Consider the following 26,216-nt stretch of genomic DNA (forward strand, 5'->3'; position numbering starts at 1 on the left):
TAAAAAAATAATAAATGGGTATTTCGGCGTTGGCTTTTAGGTCATTGTTCCCGTCCTAAAACAAGCTGCCCTGCACCGCCTGCGGGATGATGGCCGGTGGGGCCATCGCGATGCCGGTCAGCTCCTTCATGCGGGCCAGGAAGTGCTGCGTCCAGACGGGGGCGTGGCGCACGTCGCGCTGGTGAATGAAGAAGTAGGCCGCGTGCAGGCCCTGGGCGTACCAGGCGGCCAGGCGTTCGGCCCAGGCGTCGGCGCGCTGGTAGTCGGTGCTGTGCAGGCCGTGGCCGTTGAAGCGCACGAAGGCCGTGGGCGTGGTCAGGCGCATGGGCAGCACGTCGCGCCGCCCGGCCACGTCCGTGATAACCAGCGTCTTGTTCAGGGCTTCCAGCGTGGCAAACACGGCGTCGGCCAAGCCGCGGTCGGCAAACCAGCGGGGGTGGCGCAACTCCACGGCCAGCGGCACGGCGGCGGGCCAGTCGAGCAGGAAGCGCTCCAGCCGCGGCAGGTGCTCGGGGCCCAGGTGCGGCGGCAGCTGCAAAAAGGCCCAGCCCAGCGCGGGGCCCAGCTCCTCGATGGCCCGGGCGAAAGGCACCACCAGGTCGTCGGTTTGGAACAACTCGCGCTCGTGGCTGATGCTGCGCGGCAGCTTTGGGCAAAACTTGAAGCCAGGGCCCACCGCCGCGCGCCAGCGCCGCACGGTGGGCGCGTCGGGAATGCGGTAGTGGGTGGTGTTCAGCTCCAGGCTGTTGAACTGCCGGGCGTAGTAGTGCAGGTACTCGGGCTCCTTGATGCCGAGCGGGAAGTACGAGCCCAGCCAGTCCTTGTTCGTCCAGATGGGGCAGCCCACGTACAGGGCCGGCGGCCGGGGCTGCGCCGGGCGGGCGCGGGCCAGCAGCGGGGCCGTGTCGGGGTGGTCGGGGGGCAGGCCAAAGTTGACGTAGCGCGGGTCGGGCAAGCGGCCAAAATCCATGGGGCAAAGGTAGGGCCGGGGCCCCGTGGGGCCCCAGGGGCATGGGCTCTGGCCCACCGGCCTAAGCCTTAAAGTGGCACTTCAGGCATTACAAATAAAAGCTGACATGTGCAACCCGGCAAACAGCTAAGAGCGGCTGCCAAGGCCAAAATTTTGCACCCGCCGCATAATCTTATTTCGTGATATGGACCCCCCAGTGGACCGGATTTTTGAAAAGTAGGTTTCCCAGCGCCTTAAGCGCCTTTTGATTTTTAGTAAACGGATGAATTTTGTGCAAGTTTTCTGTAAAAAGGACAATTCTTGAGCTAGTTGGCTTGGCAGCGGGGTTCCAATTCTTAGCATGCCCTAGGCGGAGCGGGTAATTTTGACTCATTCACCACCCTATGCCATCGATGCAATTATTTCGTAGTCCTGCTTCCGCCTTCGTTTTACTCTTATCATTACTGTTGAGCTTGCCTAGCTCGGCCCGCACCAAGCGGTCGGTCCGGGTGCGCCGCGCTGCTCACACCCACATGTGCAAGCATGTGCTGGAGCCCCACGAGGTTAGCACCAACATGGTGCTCCGCGGCCGGGCGTCTTGGTACGGCAAGTATTTCCAGGGAATGGAAACGGGGAACGGGGAGCGCTACAACCGCTTTGCCTACACCTGCGCCCACAAAACCCTGCCCTTCAACACCCGCCTGCGGGTAACCAGCGTGCTCACCGGCCACTCGGTGGTGGTGCGCGTGAACGACCGGGGCCCCTTCCGTCACCGCCGCATCATCGACCTGAGCGAAAAAGCCAGCCGGGAACTGAACCTGCAAGAGTTGGGCGCAACCACCATCGTGGCCGAAGTAGTGGCCCCTGAAACCCCCCTGGGCCCCACCACGGCCCCCGACAACCTGCTGGCCCTGTGCCTGGGCGACCCGCACCCCCACGCCCCGTTCACGACCTACACCGTAGCCCCCGCCGCTGCCGAAGCGGCCCCAGTGGTTGCCGCCGCGCCCGTGGCGGCGCCAGTAGCAGCCCCAGTCACGTTTGAAGTGCAGGTGGGCGAGTTTGCCACGGCCGCCGATGCGCAGTCGGTGCTGGCCAAAATCCAGGCCCTCGACCCCAACGTGCACGTGGAGCTAGCCAACGACCTGCTCGACGGCCGCCAGCGCAGCCGCGTGCTCGTGGGCACGTTTGGCGAGCGGCCCCAGGCCGAGGCCGTGCGCCGCTGGCTGCTGGTCTGGGGCATCGGCGGGCAAGTGCGCGAAGTGGCGCTGCGCTAAGCGTTGCCGCCGGTTGCATACCTTATATATATGGTATCCGTCGCAGAATAACCAGAATGATAACAGGGGCGGCAACTGGATAAAGCATCCGGTTGCCGCTTTTTTGCGCGGCCGTGCGCACATTGCGGCCGCGTGGGGCCCCGGCCCGCGGCTACCTTCGTTCCTCTTCTTCACCCCCACTAGTTCTTTCATGGAATTCACGTTTAAACCCTACGCGCCCGCGGCCAAGTACAAGCAGGCGGCAGCGTACTTCTCAATGGAGTTTGCGCTCGACCAAGCGCTGAAAACCTACTCCGGTGGCCTGGGCTTCCTGGCCGGCTCGCACATGCGCTCAGCCTACGAGCTGAAGCAGAACTTGGTGGGCATCGGCATTTTGTGGAGCTACGGTTACTACGACCAGGGCCGCAACCCCGACCAGACCCTGCGCGTGGACTACACGCAAAAGAGCTATTCTTACCTGCAAGACACGGGGCTGCTGTTCCCCATCACCATTCACGGGGCCGATGTGCACGTGCGGGCCCTGTACCTGGCCCCGGAGGTGTTCGGTACGGCGCCGATGTTCTTCCTGACCACCGACATTCCGGAGAACGACTACATCTCGCGCACCATCTCGCACCACCTCTACGACCCGGACGCGGCGGCGCGCGTGGCCCAGGCCATCCTGCTGGGCGTGGGCGGCGGCAAGCTGCTCGACGTGCTGAACCGCCAAACCGACGTGTACCACCTCAACGAGGGCCACGGCCTGCCGCTGGCGTTTTACCTCTACGAGAAGCACGGCCGCAAGCTGGCGGAGGTGCAGAAGCGCCTCGTGTTCACGACGCATACGCCCGAGCTGGCCGGCAACGAGGAGCGCCCCATGAAGCTACTCACCGACATGACCTTTTTCGGGCCCGTGCCGGAAGAAGAAATCCGCCGGGTGGCCCGCCTCGACGGCACTACGCTCAACTACACCCTCACGGCCCTGCGCTTTGCGCGCCGCGCCAACGCCGTGAGCAAGGTGCACGGCGAGGTGGCCAACGAAATGTGGGGCCACTACGAGGGCATTTGCCCCATCATCCCCATCACCAACAGCCAGAACGGCACCTACTGGCGCGACCCGCAGCTGGCCGGGGCCCTAAAAAGCAAGGACGACGCGGCGTTGCTGGCCCGCAAGCGCGAGCTGAAAAAGGCGTTGTTCAAGGTGGTGGCCGACCAAACCGGCAACGTCTTCGACCCGGACGTGCTGACCATCGTTTGGGCCCGGCGCTTCGCCGCCTACAAGCGCGCCGACCTGATCCTGCGCCACTTCGAGCGGTTTGTGGCCCTGGCCACCAATGCCAAGCACCCGATTCAGGTGATCTGGGCCGGCAAGCCGTACCCGCTCGACCACGGCGCCATCGGCGTGTTCAACAGCCTGATCACGCGCACCAAAAACCTGCCCAACTGCGCCGTGCTCACCGGCTACGAGTTGGAACTGTCGGCCGAGCTGAAGAAGGGCTCCGACGTGTGGCTGAACACGCCCCGCTACCCACGCGAAGCCAGCGGCACCAGCGGCATGACCGCCGCCATGAACGCCTCGGTGAACCTGAGCATCGCCGATGGCTGGATCCCGGAGTTCATCCGCGACGGCGAAAACGGTTTCGTCATTCCCCATTCGCCAGTGGACCAGCCCGACGACGTGAAGGACGACGCCGAGGCCACTGCCCTGCTCGACGTGCTCGAAAACCACGTGCTGCCGCTCTACTACGACCAGCCCAAAAACTTCCTGAAAGTAGTGAAAACCGCCATGAAGGACGTCGAGCCCGTGTTTGAGAGCACCCGCATGGCCCGGGAGTACTACGAGAAACTGTATAAAATCTAGACCACGGATTTATCGGATTAAACGGATTTTTCGGATTTTGGGGACGATTCAGGGCCCCAGGACCGCCGACGATTCAATCGCGGATTGAATTCTTACCTATGATTTAACGGAACATTGTTAATTCTTTTTACAAAAAAAGCTGCCTCAACGGGCAGCTTTTTTTGTAAAAATCGTCCCCAAAATCCGATAAATCCGTTTAATCCGATAAATCCGTGGTTCAGATAAATTATGTGCGGCCGCTACACCTTCATCACCCCCGCGCCGGCGGCCGAAAAGCGCTTCGGCGCCGCTTTCGACGCGCCGGTGCCGGCCACTTACAACGCTGCGCCTTCGCAGCAGTTGCCCATCATCACGAACGCCGCGCCCGGCCGCATCCAGCTGATTCCCTGGGGATTGGTGCCCAGCTGGAGCCGTGACCCGGCTGCGGGGCCCAAACCCATCAACGCCCGCGCCGAGACGCTGGCCGAGAAGCCCAGCTTCCGGCAGCTGCTGGCGCGGCGGCGCTGCCTGGTGCTGGCCGACAGCTTTTTTGAGTGGCAGTCGCTGCCCGCGGGCAAGGTACCGCACCGCATTTTGCTGCGCGACGAGGCGCCGTTTGCCTTCGCCGGGCTGTGGGACGAATGGCTCGACCGCGCCACCGGCGAGCTGCGCCCCACCTTCACCATCGTCACGACCGAGCCCAACGCCCTGATGGCCACGCTGCACAACCGCATGCCCGTCATCCTGCCGGGCCCCGATGCCGAGCGCGCTTGGCTTGACGACGGCCTCGGGCCCGCCGCCCACCAGCAGCTGCTCGTGCCCTACGATGCCGCCGCTATGCGCGAATACGAAATCACGAAGCGCGTGAACTCGCCGGCCCACAACGACCCCGAGGTGCTGGCCGCCGCGTAGCCCGCCGGGGCCCCAAAGAGCGCGCTAGAAGTGCGTGCCCTCGCCCAGGCCCTGCTGGATGATGCGGAAGGCCGGATCGTTGGGCTTTAGTGCCTTGCGTAGCTGGGTTTTGGCCTGCACGAAGTGCGGCCGGGCGTCTACGAGCTGCCCCAATTGCATCGACAGAATGCCCGCGTACAGGTGCAGGTAGCCCTGCGCCTTGGGCGTGGGCGGGGCCGTGGGCAGCCGGCTGATGAAGAACGCCAGCAGGGCCGGGGCGGCACTTTCTGCTTCGTAGATGCCCATAAGGTCGGTGTACACTTGCTCGTCGTTCGGGTTTAGCCGAAACAGCCGGTCGGTGAGGGCCGGCGCCTGGGGCGAATGGGCCGCCACGGCCGCCGCCACCTCGCTTTTGAGGGCCGCGTAGGGCCCCGCGAATGCCGCGGCGGGCGGCGGGGCCCCGGGCGTTTGGGCCCAGAGCGAAGCCGGGGCCCCGGCCAATAGCAAACCAACAACAAGCAAGGCAGCGCGCATATTCAAAGGGAAAAGACTGGGGCAATTGGGCCAGCAAGTAACCACCGGCGCGCCACAAGTGGCCCAACCACTGGCACTGCCGCTGGTTGCTAACTCCGGCCTTGGGTGATGTAAAAACAAAAAAATCAGATACTTATGTGTGCATGAAACCCCCGGCGGCAGCCTGGCCTGGCACAATGGCCAGCGGCACCGTATTTTGCTGCCTATGCTGGCCTACCACATCATGAAGCCCATCGTGCAGGCGTCGCTGCGCGTGTTTTTCCGGCGCGCCGAGGTGCGCCACCGCAAGCGCCTGGCGCTGCCGGGGCCCCTGCTGCTGGCCGTGAACCACCCCAATACCCTGATGGACCCGCTGCTGGTGGCCGCGCACATGCCCCGGCCGGCGGCCTTTCTGGCCAAGAGCACGTTCTTCAAAAACCCAGTGTCGAAGGTCCTGTTTGAATCGGTGAACTGCCTGCCCATCTACCGCCGACAGGACGCCGAAGCGGCTGCCGCCGCCAGCGGCCGGGCCCTGAACGCCGCTGAGCTCCACGCCCAAAACGAGGCCGCCTTCGGCAAGTGCTACGATTACCTGGAGCGGGGCCGGGCCATCATGATTTTCCCCGAAGGCATCAGCCTGAACGAGCGCAAGCTGCGCCCGCTCAAGACCGGTGCTGCCCGCATCGCGCTGGGGGCCGAGGCCCGGCATGGCTTCCGGCTGGGCCTGCACGTGCTGCCCGTGGGCATCAACTACTTCGACCCCACGCGGTTCCGCTCCGACGTGCTGCTGAACGTAGCCCCGCCAATTCGGGTGGCCGACTACGCCGCTGCTTACGCCGCCGACCCCGACGCCGCGGCCGACGCCCTCACCGCCGCCATCCGCCAGGCGCTGGAGCGGCGGCTCGTCATCAGCCGCGACGCGGCCGGCGACGCCCTGGGCCAGCAAATCGAGCGCACGTTCGGCGACCACCTCAACCCCGACGACGACCCCGACACACTCTACGACAACTTCCAGCTCGGGCGCACGCTGCTGCAAGCCGTGGCCTACTTCGAGCAGCACGACCCCGCCCGCTTCGCCGCCGTACGCACCCAACTCGCCGACTACCTGGGGGCCCTGCACCGCCATGGCCTCGACGACGCCGCCCTCGACGAGCAGCGCCGAGGCCGCCTGGCCGGCCTCGTGAACCTGGCCCTGGGCCTGCCCGTGTGGCTGTATGGGGCGCTGAACAACTACCTGCCCTACCGGCTGCCGGCAGTCGTGGCCACGCGCATTACGCCCACCGAGCCCGAGTTTCGGGCGGCGGTGATGATGGGGGTGGGGCTGGTGCTGTTTCCGCTTTTCTACGGCTTGCAGGCGGCAGCCGTCCAGCACTGGCTCACGCACCGCTGGTGGCTGACGGCACTGTACGTGCTCAGCCTGCCCATCAGCGGCTTCTACGCCCTGGGCTACGGGGCTGAGTTGGCGGCCCGGCTGCGGCGGCTGCGGGCGTTGCGGCTGTTCCGGCAAGCGCCGGCGGTGGGGGCGGGGCTGCTGGCCCAGCGGGCGGCCATCGTGGCGGCCCTGGAGGCGGCGCGGGTGCGCTACCTCGGGGCCCCGGCACCACCGGCTTAGGGCCCCGGGGCCCCCGCGGGCTGCCCGGTTGCTGCACCTGTTTTACCAATTACTGATTCTATGATTTACGGCATGTGCTTCGATGGCAGTGTGGTGCGGGGGCGGGGCGACGACGGCCGCCCGCTGCACTTTTCCAACACCCGCGCCACGGGCCACGTCGAGCACCTGGAGATGCACTACGCCCGCGCCCGCCAAATGGGCCTGACGTGCTTCCGCGACACGGTGCTGTGGGACGAGGCCCGCCGGGGCCCCGACTATGCCTGGCTCGACCGGCTGAGCGCCGTCGGCCTCGGGCAAATTGAGCTGGTAATCAACCACTATGCCCTGCCGGAGTGGATTGACGAGGTCATGTTTTGGGACGGCCGGGCCGCGGCCGCGATGCACGACTTGGCGTTTCAAATTGCCCGGCGCTACCGGGGCGCGTTCCGCAGCTACAACGTGGGCGTAGAATTGGGCATTTGGACGGATTGGATTGCGGCCCCCCAAAGCCGCCAGTGGCCCTTCGGTGGCCGCAGCTGGTGGGAGGTGTACCGGCAAACCAGCGCCATCACCATCGCCATTGCCCGGGGCCTTAAGGCCGGCGACCCCGCCTGCCGCACGGCCATGAGCGAGCCCTGGGGCTGGGACGCCGCCGTGCCCTACGCCGACCAGGCCCGGCCCTTCGCCACCGTGCTGGGCTGGCCCGACGCCGTGGCTGTGGCCAACGACTGCCACACCTGGCAGCAGGGCCATGCCAGCTTGCTCGACGTGGTGGGGCTGAATATTTACTTCGACCACGACCTCCCCGCCCTGCTAGCCGCTGCGCGTCAACTATTCCCAGGTAAAGCCGTAGTGGTGGCCGAAACGGCCAACGTCTACCGCCCCGACTGCCACCCGCCGGCGCTGTGGTGGGCCAAGTTTGAGGCCCTGGGCGAACCGGCGCTGGAAGTAAATTGGAGCCCGGGCCTCGCCGTGCTCACCCACGAGCTGGGCGAGCCCATGGCCGGCAATTTGCTCGACGCCGACGGCACCCAGCACTGGCATCGGCTAGATTAGGATGTTAGTTGTTCGTTATCAGCTGCTTGAGCTAATTCTAGGAACTGCTTGCCATCAACGAACGACCAAAAACTACCCCAGCAGGGCCCCCGCCGCCAGCGCCCCGCCCACCAGTACCACGGCCGGCACCCGCTCCCAGAGCAGCAGCAGGAAGGTGGTGCCCACCAGCAGCGGGTTCAGGGGCACGGCGGCGATGGGGCCCAGGTGCCAGTGCCAGGGCAGGGCCAGCAGGCGGTCGGGGAGGGGGTGGTAGAGCAGCAGCGTGGCGGCGCACACCAGCCCGGCGCTCACGGCGTTGATGCCTTCGAGCGAGGCCTTCACCACGCGGTACTGCCGCAGCCGCGCCCAGAAGCGCAACACAAAGAAAATCAAGAATGTACCCGGCAGGAAGATGCCCGCCGTGCCCACCAGGGCCCCCAGCACCTGGCCGGTGGTGCCGCTGCCCTGCCCTCGCATGGCCAGGGCCCCGATGTAGGCGGCGATGGAAAAATTGGGCCCCGGCATGAGCTGCACCACCCCCAGCCCCGACAAAAACTCAGGCGCTGTGAGGTAGTGCTTGAACTCGACGAACTCGGCGAACAGCAGCGGGGCCAGTACTTGCCCGCCCCCAAACACCAGCGAGCCGTTGCGGTAGAAGTTTTCGAACAGCCGTACCGGCAGCCAGTGCGTGTAGTGCCCCAGCAGCGCCGCGCCCACCAAAATGCCCAGCCAGAGCAGAAAATTGGCCCACTCCACTTGCAGCGGCTTCTTCTCGGTTTCGATAGTGTGCTTGCGGTAGCGCGCCGTCGTCACGGCGCCGCCGGCCAGCAGCAGCACCGGCAGCACCCACGGCAGCTGGAAGAAATAGGCCAGCATGGCCGAAGCCACCGTGAGGGCCACCGCCGTTTTGGTCTGAATCACCTTTTCCCCGATTCGGTAGGCCGAAAACGCCACGAAGCCCACGGCCACCGGCTGCACAAACTGCACCAGCGCCGCCACCCGTTCGGAATTCAAGTGACTGAGGGTGAGAGCGGCCAGCGTCATCAGCACCGTGGCCGGCAGCACCCACACCAGCAGCGTGAGGTAGGCCAGGTTGGGGCCCCCCAGCCGGTAGCCAATCACGGTCACGGTTTGGGTGGAGGTGGGCCCCGGCAGCAGCGCGCACAGGGCCTGCAGCTCCAGCAGCTCGGCGGCGCTGAGGTAGCGGCGCTTCTCCACCAGCAGCCGGAACATCATGGCCAGGTGCGCCGAGGGCCCCCCAAAGGCCGTGCAGGCCAGCGCGGCCACGTCTTTCAGGAAAATGAAGTTCCGCGTCCGGCGCAGGCGGCGCCCGCCCCGCCGCAGCGGCACAGGAAACAAACGGGGAACGGGGGGCGGGGGCGGCACGAACGGGCGGGAATGACGGGCTTCGAAGATAGCGGCCCTCCGCCGCTGGCCGGCCGGGGCCCCACAAAAAAAGACCGCCCGGGGCCCCGGGCGGTCTTTGGCAAAACGGCAGAAAAGATAATTATTTCTTCTTCAAGCCCAACTCAATCAGGCGCTCGTTCAGGAATTCGCCGGCCGTGATGTCGGCTTCTTTTTTGGGATTGTCGGGCGTCACGCAGTGCGCCAGGGCGGCCAGGCTCATTTCCGAGCGCGGGTGCATGAAGAACGGGATGCTGTAGCGCGAGGTGTTCATTTTCTCGCGCGGCGGGTTCACCACCCGGTGGATGGTGCTGCGCAGCACGCCGTTGGTGAGGCGCTGGAGCATGTCGCCCACGTTCACCACAATCTGGTCGGGCAGGGCCGTAATGGGAATCCAGTGGCCGTCGCGGCGCCGCACTTGCAGGCCGTCGGCGCTGGCGCCCATTAGCAAGGTAATCAGGTTGATGTCGCCGTGCTCGGCAGCGCGCACCGCGTCGGCGGGCACGGCGTCGGGGTCCTCAATCGGGAAGTAGTGGATGGGCCGCAGGATGCTGTTGCCGTGGCGCACCTTGTCGTCGAAGTAGTTTTCGGGCAGCTCCAGGTACAGGGCAATGGCGCGCAGCACGTCCTGGCCAGCGGCCTCCAGCGTACGGTAGGCGGTGAAGGTGCTGTCGTGGAAGCCAGGCACTTCCGCGGGCCAAATGTTGTCGGGGTACTCGCCCTTCACGGGGTCGGTGGCGTCGTCCACCTCCTGGCCCACGTGGTAAAACTCCTTGAGGTCGCCGGTGTTGCGGCCCTTGGCGTGCTCCTTGCCTTTGCTAATGTAGCCGCGCTGGCCGGCCAGCTCCGGCTTTTCATAGGCCTGCTTGGCTGCGTCGGGGAGCTGGAAAAACGCCTGCACATTGGCGTACAGTTCCTTGGTTTGCGCGTCGTTGAGGCCGTGGTTTTTCAGGGCCACGAAGCCGATGCTTTGGTACGCTTCGCCGAGCTGCTGCACAAAATGGGCTTTGCGCTGCGGGTCGCCGGAGCGGAAATCAGCGAGGTCGAGGGACGGAATCTGGTCCAGGAGCCGGTCTTGCATGGCCAAAAATCAGAGAATGAAACGAATGAAGAAAAATGCGGTCCGGCTTGGCCAGGGAGGTCAAAAGCGGGCCGCAAGGTAAGAAACTGGCGGCGCTGGCGGTTGGTTTCAAAGCTAGCTGCGTCCGCGAATGCCAAAGTATTGCGTTATTCGTGCAGATATTGCTTGCTGCGCGCCCGTTCTTTCGCCTTTTGCACTTTTCTGATAAACACCGTACCGCATTCCTATGAAAAACCGCTTAGCCTCCTGGTTGCCCACCGGCCTGCCGCTGGCCCTGGGCCTGCTCGCCGCCACGGCCTGCGACACCAGCCGCTCGTCGACCGACGCCGCAGCGTCGAACAGCAACGTGCCCACCACCACGCCTACCGCCGCCCAAAGCAGCGCCATGGGGGCCAATGCGATGGAGAAAAACGGCATTCGCCTTACGCCGTTCAACGATTCGCCCAAGTTCCCGGAGGCGCAAATGCGGCTGGTGTCGCCGCCATCCGGCGCCACCATGCCCAGCGGCGAGGTGCGCTTCAACTACCAGATTAGCAACTTCATCCTCACCAAAATGAGTGGGGGCCCCGAGATGGCCCAGATGGCTAACTCAGCCAAGGGCCAGCACATCCACAACATCGTGGACAACCAGCCCTACACCGCCCACTACGAGACCTCGTTCACCAAGCCCATCGCCGACGGCCAGCACGTGGTGCTCTCGTTCCTCTCGCGTTCCTACCACGAGAGCCTGAAGCAGCGCGGCGCCTACGACCTGCGCATCGTCAACGTGGGCAACGCCCCCGCCCCGGCCGAGCCGATTATCGACGTCAACAAGCCCAACCTGTTTTACAGCCGGCCCAAGGACACGTATTCAGGCGCCGATGCCAAGAGAATCATGCTCGATTTTTACCTCGTGAACACCACCCTCGACTCGGGCGGCAACAAGGTGCGCGCCACCATCAACGGCACCGAGTTCATGATCGACAGGTGGGCCCCCTTCCAGATGGAAGGCCTGCCCGCCGGCGAAAACACCGTCAAGCTCGAGCTGGTCGACAACAGCGGCACCCTACTCCCGGGGCCCTACAACTCGGTTACCCGCACCTTCACGGTAGCCCCGTAACGCGGGTCAGCCAAGTCCCTTACTAAAAATCCCGTCCTTGTCGGCGGGATTTTTTTGTGCCCATTTAGGGCCTCAAGTATCCGGGCCCCGTACTTTGCCGCATGGCCACCGCTGCTCCCGAACCCGTCGTTTCTGCCGTTGTGCCGCTGCTCACCCGCGAGCTGGTGCTGCGCGCGCTGCGGCAAATCGACCGCGCCGGCGCTACGCTGCCGCCCAGCACCGTATACGAGTTGGTGTACCGCAGCCGCCGCTACCCGCCCCGCGCCGTGGCCGAGTGGGCCCACCGCCTGGCCACCGGCGACGCCGCCGCGCGCTGGCCCCACCCCGCCGGCACGCCCACCAACGCCGTGCTTGAGGCCCTCGACTTCACCATCAGCACCAAGCGCCCCGTGCTGGCCCCCGGCCACGCCAACGATGCTGCCGAATCGGCTGACGGCCTCTACCTCGGGGGCCCCGAACCGGCCACCCCCACGCCGGCCGCCGAGCCCGCGGCGCCGTACGCGCCCGCCGGGCCACCCCCCGTGCCCGCCGAACCCTACACCAAGGCCGAGGCGCTGGCCGAGCTGCTCATGGCTGAGGATGAGCTGGATGCCGCCTTGGCCGGCCTGGCCCGCCGCCGCAACCTGCTGCTGCAAGGGCCCCCCGGCACGGGCAAAACCTTTCTGGCCCGGCGGCTGGCCTGGCTGCTGCTGGGCGCCCGCGACGAGAGCCGCCTGGAGCTGGTGCAGTTCCATCCCAGCTACGGCTACGAGGATTTTGTGCTCGGCTTCCGGCCCGACGACCGGGGCCAGTTCCGGCTGGTGCCGGGCGTGCTGCCGCTGCTGTGCCAGCGCGCCGCCGCCGACCCCACCCGGCCCTACGTACTGCTGATTGACGAGCTGAACCGGGGGCAGGTGGCGCGCATTTTTGGCGAGTTGCTGGGCTTGCTCGAAGCCGACAAGCGGGGCCCCGCCCACGCCCTGCGCCTGCCCTACGCCCCGCCCGAAGCCCCGCGCTTCTTCGTGCCCGAAAACCTGTTTGTCGTCGCCACCCTCAACCTGGCCGACCGCTCCCTGAGCCCGCTCGACTACGCCCTGCGCCGCCGCTTTGCCGTGGTGGAGCTGCGGCCACAGTTTGGGGCCCCGCTGCGGGCGCTGCTGGCCGCCCACGGCGTACCCGGGGCCCTGGCCGAACGCCTCACCGCCCGCCTCACCGCCCTCAACCAAACGATAAGCGACGACCCCGGCCTGGGCCCCGATTTTGTCCTGGGCCACAGCTATTTCGTGCCGCCGCCCGGCCCGCTGGCCGCGCCCGCGGCGTGGCTGCGCCTCGTCATCGACCAAGAAATAGGGCCCCTGCTGGCCGACTACTGGCGCGACGAGCCCGCCACGGCCGCCGCCCAGCTGCGCAAGCTGCGGGGTCTATCTGGGTAGTGGGAGGTAGGGGCCCTGGGCCGCGCTGCCGAACGCGGGGGAGGGCCTTTACAAAGTCCTTCCAGAATCTCGGGACTCTCTGGGTCCGGGAAGCAGCTGCCAATAGCCAATTTTTACATTGTAAGCGCGACTTTTTGCAACATGTGAAAACCTATGAAACAGGTTGTTATTACAAAGGTGCCCTGCTATTTTCGTGTTGATACCAGTTTGCCAATTGGCGGTGAACCGTCTGCTCCGAAGTGGTATCCGCTAATAATTGCCGATACGTCATCTTTTTTACGTCCAAGCAATAGGTGGTAAGAATAAGGTAGTTAGCGTATTCACGGCTTGCGTTGGTACTGTCGGCTAGCGTAATACCCCATTCGTGCGGTGTTGCTTGCGCCGCTTGGTTTAATTGCCGGATCTGTTGGCGCAAAGGGGGGCAGTTGGGGCCCCGGCGAGCGACGTACTCCGCGTAGCCTTCCCATTTCCACGTCGGGTAGCGCGCTACTGGGTTTGACTGCCAGAAACCCAGCCGACGCACCTGGTAACAATGGGTGGCTTCGTGGGCTAGTAGCTGAACCAGGTTCCATTTGTAGCCATTCAGGTACAGGTAATTAGCTGCAGGGTTAGCTTCTCCGCTGAGCACAACGTTATGGTAGAAACCCCACGCAAACGCGGGGCCCCACAGCTTTTCTATGAGGTTGGGGTACCGCGACCCATCGTTCAAGCAGATGTTCAGGCGTAGGGTCGAATCAAAGCAGCTACTTTGTTGAACTATGGTGCGCACTTGTTCCAAACGGGGCAGTAGCGCCGGGTCCAGGGAGCGGTTGTGGTAGATGACGTAGTGGGCCGTTGCCGTTCGATTCGCGTATAAGAGCCCAGGATTCAGCAACAACAAGGCAAATACCAGGCTCAGCAAAGCGCCGGAAGTCAGGAGCGAAAACGTCCATTTCTTGCGCGTACTCACGCCAAAGTAATTTTTCGGCCCGTGTGAGCCGCCCGGTAGATGGCTTCTATTACCCGCATGTCTTTGCGGCCTTCCTCGCCGGAAATATGGACGGGCAAAGGCTTGTTAGCCAAGATGTGCTGGGCAATGTCATCCAGCTGCGCCGCCTGTTGGTTGACCACGGGAAAATTAAACGCGGCCCGGCTGGTCCGGCCTTTGAAAGGCCCGTAGCTGAGGGCGGGCTCCAACTCAAAATAGCCCTCGTCGGCGGAGGCAAAGAAGCGGTCAACGTTGCAGTTCGACGTGCTGGAGGAGGTGCAGATGGCCCCGCTGGGGAAATAGAGCTGCCACGTAATATTTTCTTCCACTTCTTTGAACAGTGCGGGCATGGTAACGGGCCCGATCTGCGCCGTGACGGCCACCGGTTCTTCACCCAGCACGTAGCGGCCGCTTTGCACGCAGTATACCCCTAGGTTCATGAGGGGCCCCCCGCCGGCCAGCGCTTTGTTCAAGTGCCAGTCGTCTGGGCTTATCCCTTCCAACCGGTAGCCTAACGAAGCCTCCATGAGCCGCACCTGCCCGAAGATCTTGTCTTGGCCCAGCCGTTTTAATTCAATGTGGTGGGGGTCGTAGTGCAGCCGGTACCCAACTGCTAATTGTACCCCCGCCTTTTGGCAGGCGTCAATCATTTCCCGGCAGTCCTGCTCCGTGAAGGCCATCGGTTTTTCCACGATGACGTGCTTACCCGCCTTGGCGGCCCGGAGGACGTATTCTTTGTGCAACCCGTTGGGGAGGGTTATGTACACCAAATCAATGTCTGGATTGCGGCTGAGCTGGTCGAAGGTTTGGTAGGTATAGCTGTTTTTGTCCGGTATGCCATACGCCCGCTGCCACTCAGCCGCCTTGGCGGGGGTGCCCGTCACAATGCCCGCCAGGCGGCAATATTGCGACGCCGCCAGCCCACCTTTGAGCACGTTGGCGTAGCGGCCCAAGCCACAGAGCGCAATATTCAGTCGTTGCTTATCCTGCACATTCGCGCGTTCCGGTGTCATCGAGACGAGGGAAGGCAACGTAACCGCGGCCCCCAATCCCCAGCCCATTTGCTCGATGAATGTGCGTCTTGAATAAGTGCTCATGCAGTGAGGGCTTTAGTTGCGCTAAAAAGTAGATGAAGTTTGACTGGTGCGGCCTTCAAAACTATGGATTTAAATGGTCACCCAGCTTTGCGCGGAATGCTGGTAAGTACAATTTCACATGCGCTGGGCGTAGCAGATGCAGTTACTGAGACGCGCTTTTAAGCAAGCCCAACCTTTGGATAAAGTCCCCGAAATGTCGTGTTTTTGTATTTCGGGAGGGCCTTATTTTGTTAGTGGCAAAGCACTTCCCTGCACGAATACCAGGCGAGCCGCGCAGCCTTCCGTAATCTAACCAGCCGCTTCCCACCGCCCACATGGCTCCCACCGTTCCGCTCGCTACGCTCTACTACCTGCTGTGCTACGCCTGGAACCGCTTGCCCGAGCCGGCCGACTGGGCCCCGGGCGGCGCCGCGCCCTTCCACCGGCCGCTGGAGCTGCTCACGCAGCTGCTGCTGCAAGCCACGCGCCGGCTGCTGCGCACGGGCCTGCCGCTGGCCTTCGAGGAGCACGAGGAGGTGCTGGGCACGCTGCGCGGGCGCGTGGCGCTGGGGGCCTCGCTGGCGCGGGGGCTATTGCCGCAGGGCCGCGCCGTGTGCCGCTTCGTGGAGCTGGGGCCCGATGCGCCGCTGGCCCGCCTGTTGGCCGCCACCCTGGCTGCGCTGGCCGCCCGCCCGGCCCTGCCCGTGGCGCTGCGGCGCGAAGTGCAGCACCTGCGGCGGCGGTTGCCCGGGAGCCTGGCGCTGGCCCCGGCCGGGGCCCCATCATCCGAACTATTTGGGGCCCTGCGCCAGCAGCGGTGGGGGGGCGAGGCGGCGTTTGCCCTGCACTTGTGCGAGCTGGTGTGGCGGCACGCGCTGCCCGCGCCCGGGGCCCCGGGCCGGGGCCGGGTGCTGGATTTTCGGCGCGACGAGCCGCTGATGGCGCGGCTGTTCGAGCAGTTTGTGCGCAACTTCTACCGGCGTGAGCAGCGGCAGTACCGGGTGTTTGCCGAAACCATTGCCTGGCAGGCCCAGGCCGCCGCACCCGCCGACCTCGACCTGCTGCCCACCATGCTCACCGACACGACGCTGGAGCGCCCGGCCCGCAAAATCATCCTCGACACCAAGTACTACGCCGCCGCCCTGCGCCCGCGCTACGACCGCCAGCGCCTCATCGCGCCCCACCTCTACCAGCTCTTTGCCTACCTGCAAAACCAGGCGCCCGCCCCCGGCCAGGCCCTGGAGGGCATTTTGCTGTACCCCGCCGCCCCGGCCCCGGCCGCGCCCCCGCTCGACGCGCGCTATACCCTGGGGCCCCACCCCGTGCGCGTGGCCACCCTCAACCTGCACCAGCCCTGGCCCGGCATCGCGGCCGATTTGCTGGCGTTGGTGGCCTAGCGCTGGGCACAAAAAAACAGCCCGGACTTTCCGTTAGAAAAATCCGGGCTGTTTGAACCCAGAATTAGGTGAATGGCGCTAGGGCCATCCTACTAATTACTTTTTCACCTCAGTGGTGGTGGTGGTGCCAGCGGCCGGAGCCATAGCGCCATCGGCAGCGGCGGGAGCCGTGGTGGTGCCAGCGGCCGGAGCCATAGCGCCGTTAGCAGCAGGAGCCATGGCGGTGGTGTCGGTGGTAGCCGTGGTGGTGGTTTCGGTGGCAGCCGGGGTGGTGGTGGTGGTTTCGGCGGTCTTCGACTCGCACGACGACAGACCAGCGGTGAGGGCGAGGCCCAGGGCAGCAAATTTAACGAGCTTGTTCATGTTGGGGTATTTTTGAAAAGATTTTAACTGGAAATCGCCCTTTATCCGGTTTCCCGTAAAAGGTAACCCGCTTGCCAAAACTTTTTTTTCGGCGGGTTACTTCCTACTCTTCCTTGTATTAACCCCCAAAGCGAATGAGCAGAGGCGACTCTTCTTTTTCTTCTTCGACTCCCCTGGCACCCGCCCCCGACGAAGCCTTGATTGCCGCCATCCGCGGCGGCGACGAGCGGGCCCTGGCGCAGCTCTACCGGCTGCACTGGCCCATGGTGTCGCACTTCGTGCTGCAAAACAGCGGCTCGGACGACGACGCCCAGGACGTGTACCAGGAAGGCGTGATGGTATTTTATGAAAAGGTGCGCGACGGCTCGCTTGAGCTCAGCTGCCAGATCAAAACCTACCTCTACGCCGTGTGCCGCCGCCTCTGGCTCAAGCGCCTTACCAGCAAAAGCCGCTTCGGCGTGCGCTTGCAGGAAGACGACGACCTGGGGCCCCTGCACCACACCGGAGCCGAGGACGACCTGCTCGCCGCCGAAGAGCAGGACCGCCGCTTCACCACCATGAGCGAGGCCCTCGACCACCTCGGCGAGCCGTGCCGCTCGCTGCTCGAAGGCTTTTACCTGCTGGAGAAATCCATGCAAGACCTGACGGCGGAGTTCGGCTACACCAACGCCGACAACGCCAAGAATCAAAAATATAAGTGCCTCGTACGCCTCAAAAAACTCTTTTTTGCCCACTACAAGGAAGCGCCGATTTAAATCATTTAACAGGTATTATTTATCATTTAACAGCCGGTAGCTGTCGGTGCCCAAGGCCGTAGGCCAAGCGGTTAAATGATAAATGTTCATTGCTGAATGAGCCCCCGCCATGCAAACCGAAGCCGATTACTACGCCTTATTTGAAGCCTACGCCCGGGGCGAGCTGGCCCCGCCCGCCCGCACCGGCCTGGAGGCCCGCCTGGCCGCCGACCCCGACTTTGCCCTGCGCTACGCCGACTTCGGCGAGCTGACGGGCACGCTCCGGGCCGTGGGCCAGCGCCGCGCCCTGCGCCAGCAGTTGCGCGGCTTGCACGCCGGAATGCTGGCCGAAACGGCGGCTAAGCAGTCGGTTACCGAGGCGCCGGCCCCCGGGGCCCTGCGCGCCACGGTGAACCCCATGCTGCGCATTTCGCGCACCGAGCGGGTGCTGCGCGAGTTTTGGAGCGGGCACCGGGCCACGGTGGGCGTAGCCGCCTCGGTGGCGGTGCTGGCTGTATTTGGCTCGCTGCTGGGCCTGGAGTGGTGGCGCGCCGCCAATACCAAGCCTTCGATGTACGGCTACACGGTGCTGCGCCGCGAGCTGAACAAGCTGCAAAGCAACCAGCGCGCCCTGAGCCGCAGCCTGAGCCAAGTGGACGCCGGCAAGGGCGGGGCCCCGGCGCCCGTCAACAACGGCAAGTTCAGTGGCACGGGCTTCGCTCTCACCGCCGACGGTTACTTAGTCACGAGCTACCACGTCATTCAAGGCGCTGACTCGTTGCTGATTGAAGGCCGCGACCAGCAGCACTACCACGCCGAAACCGTGTACTCGGACCGCGCCCACGACCTGGCCATTCTGCGTATCAAAGACCGCGACTTCAACGGCTTTGGCCGCTTGCCGTACACCTTCAAGGCTGGGCAGGCCGACCTGGGCGAGCGGGTGTACACCCTCGGCTACCCGCGCGAAGACATGGTGTACGGCGACGGGGCCCTGAGCGCGCGCTCGGGTTTCGGTGGCGATACGGCCTTCTACCAGGTCAGCATTCCGGTGAACCCGGGCAACTCTGGGGGGCCCCTGCTCGACGAGCGCGGCAACCTCATCGGCGTGGTGAGCGGCCGCCAGAGCGACGCCCAGAGCGCGGCCTTCGCCACCAAGTCGTCGCTGCTGCTGCGCCTCGTCGATTCGCTGGCCAAGAAGCAGCCCGCCGCTCCCTACCACCTGCCCCACACCAACCGCCTGGCCGGCACCCCGCGCCCCCAGCAAATCAAGAAGCTGCAAGACTTCGTGTTCGTAGTGAAGGTATTCGAGAAAGACTAAGTAATTGTATTGCAATAAAAAAGGCCCGGCCGCTCATCGAGCAGCCGGGCCTTTTTGGCTTTTTTGAACAGCAATTACTTGCTGGGCATCAGCACGGCATCGATGGAATGCACGACGCCGTTGGTGGCGATGATGTCGGCTTTTTGCACGGTGGCGGAACCGCCTTTGGCGTCCATAATCATCACGCTGTCGCCTTGTTTTTTCACCGTCAGCATTTCGCCTTCCACGGTCTTGAGCTTCTGTCCGTCTTTTAGGGCAGCGGCTTTGTAGCTGCCGGGCACCACGTGGTACGTGAGGATGCCGCTGAGCATCTTCTTGTTGGCGGGCATCAGCAGTTTGTCGAGCGTACCGGCGGGCAGCTTGTCGAAGGCCGCGTTCGTAGGCGCGAACACGGTGTAGGGGCCCTTGCCTTTGGCCTGGTCGGCCAAGCCGGCGGCCTGCAATGCCTTCAGCAGGGTGGTGTGGTCAGGCGAAATAGCGGCGCTACCGGCCAAGTCCTTGTTGGTGGCTTGGGCGGCGGACGTCAGCTGGACGCCCAGCAGTAGGAACAGGCCCAGCAGGGCGGCGAACAAATTTTGCTTGCGCATAAAAGAAGGGGTTGGGTGAATGAAAGAGTAAATCCGAAAGCTTCCCCCCGTACTTTTTGTTTGCTATTAATAAAATGATATAAAGGTTTTTAATGATAAAAACTTTACGAATGCAGAAAATTATAGCTTTTTGCCGCCCGGCGGCAGATTAAAACCACTGCGCTGCCCGCTGCATCAACTGCTCCAGGGCAGCCTGGTCGTCGGCGTCGAAGTCGTTGAGCTGGTCGCTGTCCACGTCGAGCACGGCTACCACGGCGCCGTCTTTGAGGACGGGCACCACGATTTCCGACTTCGAATCGGAGCTGCAGGCGATGTGGCCGGGGAACTGCTCCACGTCGGGCACGAGCAGGGTGCGGGCCTGCGCCCAGCTGCCGCCGCACACGCCCCGCCCCTTGCGGATGCGGGTGCAGGCGATGGGGCCCTGGAACGGCCCGAGCACCAGCTCGTCGCCTTTCACGAGGTAGAAGCCCACCCAGAAAAACCCGAAGGCCTGCCGTAGCGCGGCGGCTGTGTTGGCCAGGTTGGCGGTCAGGTCGGGCTCGCCGGCGGTGAGGGCGTCGATTTGGGGCAGCAGTTCGGCGTAGCGGGCGGCCTTGGTGGTGGCGGTGAGGGCGAGGGTTTCGGCCATTGGAGGTAGCGTGGACGCTGCGAGTCCGCGCGTTTTAGGTAGTGGTTTATTTATCGTTCAACTAATCGTTCAACGCGCGGACTTGCAGCGTCCACGCTACTCGTTCAGGTAGCGGAACAGCTGGTCGTCGCCCACGTTCTCAACGCTTTGCAAGCCGCTGAAGCCCAGGCGCGGAGCTGCTACGCCGGCGCCCAGCTTGCGGGGGCTGCGGAAGATGCGAATTTCGTCCCACAGCCCCGCGTGGAGTAGGGCGTTGAGCACCGTGGGGCCCCCTTCCACCAGCACCGATTGCACCTGGCGCTGCCAAAGGTCGGCCAAGATTTGGGGCATCAGGTCGTCGGCTTCGGTGAGGGTGGCGTAGGCGCGGTTGGGGGCGTCGGCGCGCTGGCGGTAGGTGTAGAACAGGGTGGGCTGCTGGCCGTCGAGCACGTGGTGGGTGGGCGGCAGGCACAGGTTTTTGTCGAGCACCACGCGCAGCGGGTCGGGCCCGGGCCAGTCGCGCACGTTCAGGTGGGGGTTGTCGTGCAGGGCCGTGCGGGTGCCCACCAGAATGGCCTGCTCCTCGGCCCGCCACTGGTGGGTGAGCAGCCGCGCCTGGGGCCCGCTGATGGCCACCGGCTGGAAGTAGCGCCCGGCCAAAAAGCCGTCGGCCGTTTCGGCCCACTTCAGCACCAGGTAGGGCCGCTTCTTTTCGTGGAAGGTGAAGAAGCGCCGGTTCAGCCAGCGGCCCTCGGCGGCCAGTAGCCCGGTGCTGACTAGGGCCCCAGCGGCGCGCAGCTTCGCGTTGCCGCGGCCCGCCACCAGCGGAAACGGGTCGTCGTTGCACACCACCACCTCGGGCACGCCGTGGGCGATGAGTAGGTCGGCGCAGGGGGGCGTTTTGCCGTGGTGGGCGCAGGGCTCCAGCGTTACGAACACGCGGCTCTCTGCCAGCAGCGACTTATCGGCCACGCTGGCCACGGCGTTCACTTCGGCGTGGGGGCCCCCGTATTGCTGGTGCCAGCCCTCGCCGATGATGCGGCCCCCGTGCGTTACCACGCAGCCCACCAGCGGGTTGGGCCGGGCGTAGCCAGTGCCGCGCAGCGCCAAGTCGAGGGCGCGGCGCATGAACAAAGAGTCGTCGGAAGCGTTAGGGGAGGGGGCGTCGGCCATGCCGCAAAAGTAACCGCGCCGCCGCACCGCGGGGGCTCGCCGCTGCGAAGGGCGGCGGGGGCCCCAGCCAAGAACTAGGGTAGTTTTCAGGTCGGTGTACACCGACCTGAAAACCGTTGTAGTGGGAAACAGCGAGCCCACCCGTCCTACTTTACCCAGCGTTGGTGCGGGCAAAGCAGGACGGGCGGGCTTTTATTACCGGTCAAAGACCGAGGGTTTTACCAGGGGCTGATGCCTGTTTCGGGTGCGTTGTCGTCACTAAAGAACTGACTGGTGGGGCCATCAGGGCCCAGCGTGGCGGCTTTTACCAGGCGCGCGGCGGCATCGGCCACGCTGCCGGGGCCGCTGTGGTGGTTGAAGTCGGTGGCGGTGTAGCCGGGGTCCACGGCGTTCACTTTGAAGGGCGTGTCGCGCAGCTCGTAGGCCAGCATGATGGTGTAGGCGTTCAGGGCTGCCTTGGACGGCTGGTAGGCGGCACCCTTCACCGGATAGTATTTCCAGGATGGGTCGTTGTGCAGCGTGAGCGAGCCCAGGCCCGAGGTCACGTTCACGATCCGGGGCGCGGGCGACTGCCGCAGCAGGTCGACGAAGGCCTGCGTCACGGCAATTACGCCGAACACGTTGGTTTCGAATACCTCCTTGATCATGCCAATGTCGCTGGTGAGGGCTGGCTGCGGAAACGCACCGCTGATGCCGGCATTGTTGATGAGCACGTCCAGGCTGCTGGTTTGCTGGCCCAGGGCCTCCCGGGCGGCGGCGATGGAGGCGCTGTCGGTTACGTCGATCTGGAGGGGCTCGACCTCCACGAGGCCTTCTGCTCGGAGCTGGTCGGCGGCTTGCTGGCCGTTTTGCAAATCGCGGCTGCCCAGGTACACGTGGTAGCCGTGCTGGAGCAGCTGCCGGGCGGCTTCAAAGCCAATACTTTTGTTGGCGCCGGTGATGAGTGCTGTCTTCATTAGGAATGGTGGTCAGTTGGTTAATTAATCGATAATACAAAATTACCGGGCCCCCGGGGCGCGGCTGGCACCTATTCCGCGGCATTACTGGTACATTTTGCGGATGGTGGCGCGGTACTCGGCCGGGGTGACGCCAGTTTCGCGCTTGAAGAAGCGGTTGAAGTAGGACGCCTCCGAAAACCCGAGGTCGAAGGCCAGCTCCTTGAGCGAGAGCGGGGTGTACAGCAGCAAGCGTTTAGCTTCGAGCACCAGGCGCTCGTGCAGGTGCTTGATGGCCGGCTTGCCACTCTGGGCCTTCACCACCTCGCTCAGGTGCCCCGCCGAAATGTGGAGCAGCGCCGCGTACGCGCCCACCTCGTGCAGCTCGCGGTAGCATTCCTCCACCTTGGCCCGGTAAGTTTTCAGCAGACGCTGGTCAGCCGAAGGCTCGGCACCCGTGAACTGCTCAGTGTAAAGCCGGTTCAGGTAGGTGAGCAGCACGGTGAGGTAGGCGGTGAGCATGCGGTGTTGCCACTCGCCGGGGCGGTGGTGCCCGGCCTCCATTTTGGCCAGCAGCTCCTCCACCAGGGCCCCGTCGGCCGCCGTGAGCAGCAGCTCGTGCCCGTGGTGGGGGTTTTGGATGAGCGGCAGCTCCAGTAGGGCCACGTTTTGCTGCAAGGCCAAAAACTCGTCTGTGAACTCTAGGCGGGTGCCCCAAAAGGGCGTGGCGGCCTCCTTGACCAGGATTTGGCTCGGCGCGGTGAAGTACAGCGTGTTGTCTTTGCGCTCGTAGGGCGTCGCGTCCACCCAGTGCCGGCCGCGGCTGTGCTGCACAAAAACCAGCAGGTAGTACGCCTTGCGGTGCGGCAGCAGCAGGTTTTCCTCGTAGGGCAAGTCGCCTTCCGAGCGCACGATGGTGAACAAGTTGCTCCCGGTGGCCTCGTCCGGCTCGAGCGGATGCACCGGTATCGGCTGGTTACGGGTAAGCGTCTGCATAAAATTGACGGCTACAGTTTTCCACTAAGTACGGGCGCGGGGCAGCGCCGGGGCCCCCGCCGGAAAAACAGGCGGACCCAGGCGTTTAGCGGGCCATGAATTTTTGTGTAGTGTCAGCGCCGCTGGGTTTCGGAGGGCGCGGGCACCATGGTTGTGACCATCAGTGGCCAGCAGTTTAGCTGGGAGCCGCGGGAAAATCCGGCTGAATTTGGCCCGGGGCCCCACCTTTGCCCGATGACCACCCGTGCCTTCACCGACCGTCTCGCCGCCGCCCTCGCCGCCGCCTACCCCGCCCCGGAGGCTGCCGCCATCGCCGCGCTGGTGGCCGAGCACCTGCTGGGCCTCGACCCGCTCCAGCGCCGCATGCGGGCCCAGGAGGCGGTGCCCGCGGCGGTGCAGCAGCAATTGCCCGCCCTCGAAGCCCGCCTGCTGGCCCACGAGCCGGTACAGTACGTGCTGAGCACGGCGCACTTCGCTGGCATGGAGCTGGAAGTGACGCCCGCCACCCTCATCCCGCGCCCCGAAACCGAGGAACTGGCGCGCCTGGTGGCGGCCGCGCAGCCGGGAGCCCGCACGGTGCTCGACGTGGGCACCGGCTCGGGCTGCCTGGCCCTGGCGCTGGCCCGCGCCCTGCCCCGGGCACAGGTGCTGGCCGTCGATATTTCGGCCGAAGCCCTGGCCGTGGCCCGCCGCAACGGGGCCCGCTACGCCCCGCAGGTGCAGTTCCAACAGGTTGATATTCTGCAAGCCGCGCCCGCTGGCCTGGTCCCCGGGGCCCTCGATGCGCTGGTGAGCAACCCGCCCTACGTGCGCGAGAGCGAGCGGGCCCAGATGCGCGCCAACGTGCTGAATTGGGAGCCCGCCACGGCCCTGTTCGTGCCCGATGCCGACCCGCTGCTCTTCTACCGCCGCCTGGGGGCCCTGGGCCGCGCGCTGCTGCGCCCCGGCGGCGGCATCTACCTGGAAATCAACGAGGCGCTGTCGACCGAAACTGAGGAATTACTACGTAGCCAGGGCTACGTCGACGTGCGCGGCGTGGCCGACATGTTCGACAAGGCGCGCATGGTGCGGGCCGTTGCGCCGTAGTGCGCGGTGGCGCCTGGTAGCGCTTGGTGGCGCCGCCCGGCGTTGCGCTGCGCGGCCCAAAACAATCCGGTTGCCGCCACGTTTGCGTAGCTGAACGGTAACGATTTACCCTTAAAGCCCACACATCATGGTAAAAGTAGGATTGCTGGTACGGCTCGAAGCCAAGCCCGGAAAAGAGCAGGCCGTGGCCGATTTCCTGCGCGGCGGGCGGGCCCTCGTTATGGAAGAGCCGGATACCGTAACTTGGTACGGCATCCAGATGGGGCCCTCCACGTTCGGTATTTTCGACACATTTGCCGAAGACGCCGGCCGCAAAGCCCACCTCGGGGGCAAGGTAGCCGCCGCCCTCATGGCCCACGCCGAAGAGCTTTTTTCGACCCCGCCGGCCATTGAAATGATTGATATACTGGCCGCTAAGTAGGCCTCCAGGAATAATGTAAACGGGAGGTTTGGCCAGGCCGAGTCTCCCGTTTTTTATTGACCGCTACCGCAGCAAAAACTCCTTCAGGGCCCCAAAATCCACGTCCATTGGAATGGCTTGCTTGGGGCGGCCTTGCAGGTGCAGCACGGCTTCGGGCAGCTCGATGGGCTGGCCGATGATGGGTTCCAGCACGCCGGGGAACTTCACGGGGTGGGCCGTGGCCAGCAAAATACCAGCGGCATCGGGGTACTGGGCTTGGTGGCGGAGCAAAGCGGCGTAGGCCACAGCGGCGTGGGGGTCAAGCAAATAGCCGTTCTCGAACCATACCTGCAAGATGGTGGCCACCGTGTCAGGGTCGCTCACGGTTTCGGCGCTGAGGGCAGCCTTTAGGGCCCCCAGGTCGCTGTGGAACAGCTCCAGGATGCGCACGAAGTTGCTGGGGTCGCCCACGTCCATGGCGTTGGAGTGGGTGGCCACGGCGGCCTGGGCCGCGTAGGTGCCCGAGCGCAGGTAGCGCGGTACGGGGTCGTTGGCGTTGCAGGCGGCGATGAAGTGGCCCAGCGGCAGGCCCGAAGCCCGCGCCAGCAGCCCGGCGCAAATGTTGCCGAAGTTGCCGCTCGGTACGCTCACCACCGGCGGCGCGGCATCGGCGGGCCACTGCTGGGCTGCGAAGCAGTAATACAGCTGCTGGGGCAGCCAGCGCGCTACGTTGATGGAATTGGCTGACGTGAGGAAGCGGTGGGCGGCCAGCTCGGGGTTGCGGAAGGCCTGCTTCACCAGGGCCTGGCAATCGTCGAAGGTGCCGCTAACTTCCAGGGCCGTAATATTTTGGCCCAGCGTGGTGAGCTGCTGCTCCTGCACCGGGCTCACCTTGCCCTTGGGGTAGAGGATGACCACCTCCACGCCCGGCACGCCCAAAAAGCCGCTGGCCACGGCCCCGCCGGTGTCGCCCGAGGTGGCCACCAGCACCGTCACGGGGGGCGTGTCGCCGCGTTGCGCAAAGTAGCCCAGGCACCGGCTCATGAACCGGGCCCCCACATCCTTAAACGCCAGCGTGGGCCCGTGGAACAGCTCCAGGGCCGCAATGCCCGGGCTCACGGGCACGAGCGGAAAAGGAAAGTCCACGGCCGCGGCGCAAATCTCGCGCAGGTCCGCGTCCGGGATGGTGCCGCCCACGTAGGGCCGCATCACGGCCAGGGCCAGGTCAGCGCGGTCCAGCGCGGGCAGGTCGCGCAGGAAATCGGCCCCGAAGCGCGGAATGGTTTCCGGGAAGTACAAGCTGCCGTCGGGGGCCTGGCCGGTAATGGCGGCCGTGCGAAAATCGACTGTGGGGGCCTGGCGGCGAAGGCTATAGTACTGCATCAGGAAGAGAAGTGTAGCAATAAAAAGACCTTGAAAGGCTGGTTTCGACGAATAAGCCGCTGGCGAATGTACAGCTAGGAATTTACCCAGCGTATTCGTTAACAACGGGTTAATGATCGGGTCGTG

At 64.7% G+C, this 26,216-nt stretch carries 25 protein-coding genes; 12 read left to right on the top strand and 13 right to left on the bottom strand.

Annotated features, from left to right (window positions below; genetic code table 11):
• Positions 1–55: 55 nt before the first annotated feature.
• Complete coding sequence (locus AXW84_RS21395; protein WP_068238193.1) at positions 56–970, bottom strand: DUF72 domain-containing protein; 915 nt, start codon at positions 968–970, stop codon at positions 56–58.
• Positions 971–1,416: 446 nt separating this feature from the next.
• On the opposite strand from AXW84_RS21395, the gene AXW84_RS21400 reads away from it, so the two are divergent.
• The 3 genes from AXW84_RS21400 (at position 1,417) to AXW84_RS21410 (ending at position 4,954) form a co-directional block, all read left to right on the top strand.
• Complete coding sequence (locus AXW84_RS21400; RefSeq protein WP_068238196.1) at positions 1,417–2,223, top strand: septal ring lytic transglycosylase RlpA family protein; 807 nt, start codon at positions 1,417–1,419, stop codon at positions 2,221–2,223.
• 190 nt (positions 2,224–2,413) lie between these two features.
• Positions 2,414–4,063, top strand: coding sequence for an alpha-glucan family phosphorylase (gene glgP, locus AXW84_RS21405; RefSeq protein WP_068238199.1), 1,650 nt, complete (start codon positions 2,414–2,416; stop codon positions 4,061–4,063).
• 228 nt (positions 4,064–4,291) lie between these two features.
• Complete coding sequence (locus AXW84_RS21410; protein ID WP_068238203.1) at positions 4,292–4,954, top strand: SOS response-associated peptidase; 663 nt, start codon at positions 4,292–4,294, stop codon at positions 4,952–4,954.
• 24 nt (positions 4,955–4,978) lie between these two features.
• Here AXW84_RS21410 and AXW84_RS21415 read toward each other — a convergent pair whose 3' ends face one another.
• On the bottom strand, positions 4,979–5,467 hold the full coding sequence (locus tag AXW84_RS21415; RefSeq protein WP_157887176.1) for a hypothetical protein: 489 nt from the start codon (positions 5,465–5,467) through the stop codon (positions 4,979–4,981).
• Positions 5,468–5,672: 205 nt separating this feature from the next.
• On the opposite strand from AXW84_RS21415, the gene AXW84_RS21420 reads away from it, so the two are divergent.
• Positions 5,673–7,058 (top strand): 1-acyl-sn-glycerol-3-phosphate acyltransferase, encoded by a 1,386-nt coding sequence (locus AXW84_RS21420; RefSeq protein ID WP_157887177.1) that lies wholly within the window; start codon positions 5,673–5,675, stop codon positions 7,056–7,058.
• 60 nt (positions 7,059–7,118) lie between these two features.
• The gene (locus tag AXW84_RS21425) at positions 7,119–8,093 is read left to right on the top strand and encodes a hypothetical protein (protein ID WP_068238214.1); all 975 of its coding nucleotides are present in this window, start codon (positions 7,119–7,121) and stop codon (positions 8,091–8,093) included.
• Between the two features lie 72 nt (positions 8,094–8,165).
• On the opposite strand, the gene chrA is transcribed toward AXW84_RS21425, so the two are convergent.
• Together chrA and AXW84_RS21435 are read right to left on the bottom strand one after the other, a co-directional pair.
• Positions 8,166–9,422, bottom strand: coding sequence for a chromate efflux transporter (gene chrA / locus AXW84_RS21430; protein ID WP_068238217.1), 1,257 nt, complete (start codon positions 9,420–9,422; stop codon positions 8,166–8,168).
• 157 nt (positions 9,423–9,579) lie between these two features.
• Positions 9,580–10,557 (bottom strand): isopenicillin N synthase family dioxygenase, encoded by a 978-nt coding sequence (locus tag AXW84_RS21435; RefSeq protein WP_068239905.1) that lies wholly within the window; start codon positions 10,555–10,557, stop codon positions 9,580–9,582.
• Positions 10,558–10,783: 226 nt separating this feature from the next.
• Between AXW84_RS21435 and AXW84_RS21440 the strand changes: the two genes are divergently transcribed.
• Together AXW84_RS21440 and AXW84_RS21445 are read left to right on the top strand one after the other, a co-directional pair.
• Positions 10,784–11,656 carry a hypothetical protein gene (locus AXW84_RS21440; RefSeq protein ID WP_068238222.1) on the top strand — a complete coding sequence of 291 codons (873 nt, stop codon included), beginning with the start codon at positions 10,784–10,786 and terminating at the stop codon, positions 11,654–11,656.
• Positions 11,657–11,757: 101 nt separating this feature from the next.
• Positions 11,758–13,068 carry an McrB family protein gene (locus AXW84_RS21445; protein ID WP_068238225.1) on the top strand — a complete coding sequence of 437 codons (1,311 nt, stop codon included), beginning with the start codon at positions 11,758–11,760 and terminating at the stop codon, positions 13,066–13,068.
• Between the two features lie 169 nt (positions 13,069–13,237).
• On the opposite strand, the gene AXW84_RS21450 is transcribed toward AXW84_RS21445, so the two are convergent.
• Positions 13,238–13,969 (bottom strand): hypothetical protein, encoded by a 732-nt coding sequence (locus tag AXW84_RS21450; protein ID WP_157887178.1) that lies wholly within the window; start codon positions 13,967–13,969, stop codon positions 13,238–13,240.
• A gap of 44 nt (positions 13,970–14,013) precedes the next feature.
• A complete protein-coding gene (locus tag AXW84_RS21455) occupies positions 14,014–15,132 on the bottom strand; it encodes a Gfo/Idh/MocA family protein (protein WP_068238229.1) in 1,119 nt (372 codons plus the stop codon).
• Positions 15,133–15,446: 314 nt separating this feature from the next.
• Here AXW84_RS21455 and AXW84_RS21460 point away from each other — a divergent pair, with 314 nt between their 5' ends.
• Positions 15,447–16,508, top strand: coding sequence for a 5-methylcytosine restriction system specificity protein McrC (locus tag AXW84_RS21460; RefSeq protein WP_068238242.1), 1,062 nt, complete (start codon positions 15,447–15,449; stop codon positions 16,506–16,508).
• Between the two features lie 96 nt (positions 16,509–16,604).
• Here AXW84_RS21460 and AXW84_RS25270 read toward each other — a convergent pair whose 3' ends face one another.
• Positions 16,605–16,871: a hypothetical protein gene (locus AXW84_RS25270; RefSeq protein ID WP_068238245.1), complete on the bottom strand. Its 267-nt coding sequence runs from the start codon at positions 16,869–16,871 to the stop codon at positions 16,605–16,607.
• A gap of 134 nt (positions 16,872–17,005) precedes the next feature.
• Here AXW84_RS25270 and AXW84_RS21470 point away from each other — a divergent pair, with 134 nt between their 5' ends.
• Together AXW84_RS21470 and AXW84_RS21475 are read left to right on the top strand one after the other, a co-directional pair.
• On the top strand, positions 17,006–17,626 hold the full coding sequence (locus AXW84_RS21470; protein WP_068238248.1) for an RNA polymerase sigma factor: 621 nt from the start codon (positions 17,006–17,008) through the stop codon (positions 17,624–17,626).
• 109 nt (positions 17,627–17,735) lie between these two features.
• Positions 17,736–18,923, top strand: coding sequence for a S1 family peptidase (locus AXW84_RS21475; RefSeq protein ID WP_068238257.1), 1,188 nt, complete (start codon positions 17,736–17,738; stop codon positions 18,921–18,923).
• Positions 18,924–18,997: 74 nt separating this feature from the next.
• Here AXW84_RS21475 and AXW84_RS21480 read toward each other — a convergent pair whose 3' ends face one another.
• The 5 genes from AXW84_RS21480 to AXW84_RS21500 all read right to left on the bottom strand — a co-directional run bounded on the left by AXW84_RS21480 (position 18,998) and on the right by AXW84_RS21500 (position 23,221).
• Positions 18,998–19,510, bottom strand: a complete 513-nt coding sequence (locus tag AXW84_RS21480) for a fasciclin domain-containing protein (protein WP_068238260.1) — start codon at positions 19,508–19,510, stop codon at positions 18,998–19,000.
• 148 nt (positions 19,511–19,658) lie between these two features.
• The gene (locus tag AXW84_RS21485) at positions 19,659–20,138 is read right to left on the bottom strand and encodes a GAF domain-containing protein (protein WP_068238262.1); all 480 of its coding nucleotides are present in this window, start codon (positions 20,136–20,138) and stop codon (positions 19,659–19,661) included.
• A 96-nt stretch (positions 20,139–20,234) separates the two neighbouring features.
• On the bottom strand, positions 20,235–21,290 hold the full coding sequence (ribD, locus tag AXW84_RS21490; protein WP_068238265.1) for a bifunctional diaminohydroxyphosphoribosylaminopyrimidine deaminase/5-amino-6-(5-phosphoribosylamino)uracil reductase RibD: 1,056 nt from the start codon (positions 21,288–21,290) through the stop codon (positions 20,235–20,237).
• Positions 21,291–21,508: 218 nt separating this feature from the next.
• Entirely contained in the window at positions 21,509–22,246 is a 738-nt protein-coding gene (locus tag AXW84_RS21495) for an SDR family oxidoreductase (protein ID WP_068238268.1), read from the bottom strand.
• Between the two features lie 84 nt (positions 22,247–22,330).
• Positions 22,331–23,221: an AraC family transcriptional regulator gene (locus tag AXW84_RS21500; protein ID WP_068238270.1), complete on the bottom strand. Its 891-nt coding sequence runs from the start codon at positions 23,219–23,221 to the stop codon at positions 22,331–22,333.
• Positions 23,222–23,455: 234 nt separating this feature from the next.
• Between AXW84_RS21500 and prmC the strand changes: the two genes are divergently transcribed.
• The gene (prmC, locus tag AXW84_RS21505) at positions 23,456–24,307 is read left to right on the top strand and encodes a peptide chain release factor N(5)-glutamine methyltransferase (RefSeq protein ID WP_068238272.1); all 852 of its coding nucleotides are present in this window, start codon (positions 23,456–23,458) and stop codon (positions 24,305–24,307) included.
• Between the two features lie 127 nt (positions 24,308–24,434).
• Positions 24,435–24,728, top strand: a complete 294-nt coding sequence (locus tag AXW84_RS21510) for a putative quinol monooxygenase (protein WP_068238275.1) — start codon at positions 24,435–24,437, stop codon at positions 24,726–24,728.
• Between the two features lie 63 nt (positions 24,729–24,791).
• Here the strand turns inward: AXW84_RS21510 and thrC are convergent, their stop codons facing one another.
• On the bottom strand, positions 24,792–26,090 hold the full coding sequence (gene thrC, locus AXW84_RS21515; RefSeq protein WP_068238278.1) for a threonine synthase: 1,299 nt from the start codon (positions 26,088–26,090) through the stop codon (positions 24,792–24,794).
• Positions 26,091–26,216: the final 126 nt, after the last annotated feature.

It is taken from the genome of Hymenobacter sp. PAMC 26628 (assembly GCF_001562275.1).
In the GTDB taxonomy this organism is placed as follows: Bacteria; Bacteroidota; Bacteroidia; order Cytophagales; family Hymenobacteraceae; genus Hymenobacter.

Coding starts and splice junctions, on each gene's coding strand:
- AXW84_RS21485 (WP_068238262.1), bottom strand. CDS start 20,138: ATGGCCGAAACCCTCGCCCTCACCGCCACCACCAAGGCCGCCCGCTAC.
- ribD (WP_068238265.1), bottom strand. CDS start 21,290: ATGGCCGACGCCCCCTCCCCTAACGCTTCCGACGACTCTTTGTTCATG.
- AXW84_RS21415 (WP_157887176.1), bottom strand. CDS start 5,467: ATGCGCGCTGCCTTGCTTGTTGTTGGTTTGCTATTGGCCGGGGCCCCG.
- AXW84_RS21510 (WP_068238275.1), top strand. CDS start 24,435: ATGGTAAAAGTAGGATTGCTGGTACGGCTCGAAGCCAAGCCCGGAAAA.
- AXW84_RS21425 (WP_068238214.1), top strand. CDS start 7,119: ATGATTTACGGCATGTGCTTCGATGGCAGTGTGGTGCGGGGGCGGGGC.
- AXW84_RS21410 (WP_068238203.1), top strand. CDS start 4,292: ATGTGCGGCCGCTACACCTTCATCACCCCCGCGCCGGCGGCCGAAAAG.
- AXW84_RS21420 (WP_157887177.1), top strand. CDS start 5,673: ATGCTGGCCTACCACATCATGAAGCCCATCGTGCAGGCGTCGCTGCGC.
- AXW84_RS21500 (WP_068238270.1), bottom strand. CDS start 23,221: ATGCAGACGCTTACCCGTAACCAGCCGATACCGGTGCATCCGCTCGAG.
- thrC (WP_068238278.1), bottom strand. CDS start 26,090: ATGCAGTACTATAGCCTTCGCCGCCAGGCCCCCACAGTCGATTTTCGC.
- AXW84_RS21495 (WP_068238268.1), bottom strand. CDS start 22,246: ATGAAGACAGCACTCATCACCGGCGCCAACAAAAGTATTGGCTTTGAA.
- AXW84_RS21480 (WP_068238260.1), bottom strand. CDS start 19,510: ATGCGCAAGCAAAATTTGTTCGCCGCCCTGCTGGGCCTGTTCCTACTG.
- AXW84_RS21435 (WP_068239905.1), bottom strand. CDS start 10,557: ATGCAAGACCGGCTCCTGGACCAGATTCCGTCCCTCGACCTCGCTGAT.
- AXW84_RS21455 (WP_068238229.1), bottom strand. CDS start 15,132: ATGAGCACTTATTCAAGACGCACATTCATCGAGCAAATGGGCTGGGGA.
- glgP (WP_068238199.1), top strand. CDS start 2,414: ATGGAATTCACGTTTAAACCCTACGCGCCCGCGGCCAAGTACAAGCAG.
- AXW84_RS25270 (WP_068238245.1), bottom strand. CDS start 16,871: ATGAACAAGCTCGTTAAATTTGCTGCCCTGGGCCTCGCCCTCACCGCT.
- AXW84_RS21395 (WP_068238193.1), bottom strand. CDS start 970: ATGGATTTTGGCCGCTTGCCCGACCCGCGCTACGTCAACTTTGGCCTG.
- AXW84_RS21470 (WP_068238248.1), top strand. CDS start 17,006: ATGAGCAGAGGCGACTCTTCTTTTTCTTCTTCGACTCCCCTGGCACCC.
- AXW84_RS21460 (WP_068238242.1), top strand. CDS start 15,447: ATGGCTCCCACCGTTCCGCTCGCTACGCTCTACTACCTGCTGTGCTAC.
- AXW84_RS21445 (WP_068238225.1), top strand. CDS start 11,758: ATGGCCACCGCTGCTCCCGAACCCGTCGTTTCTGCCGTTGTGCCGCTG.
- AXW84_RS21440 (WP_068238222.1), top strand. CDS start 10,784: ATGAAAAACCGCTTAGCCTCCTGGTTGCCCACCGGCCTGCCGCTGGCC.
- prmC (WP_068238272.1), top strand. CDS start 23,456: ATGACCACCCGTGCCTTCACCGACCGTCTCGCCGCCGCCCTCGCCGCC.
- AXW84_RS21475 (WP_068238257.1), top strand. CDS start 17,736: ATGCAAACCGAAGCCGATTACTACGCCTTATTTGAAGCCTACGCCCGG.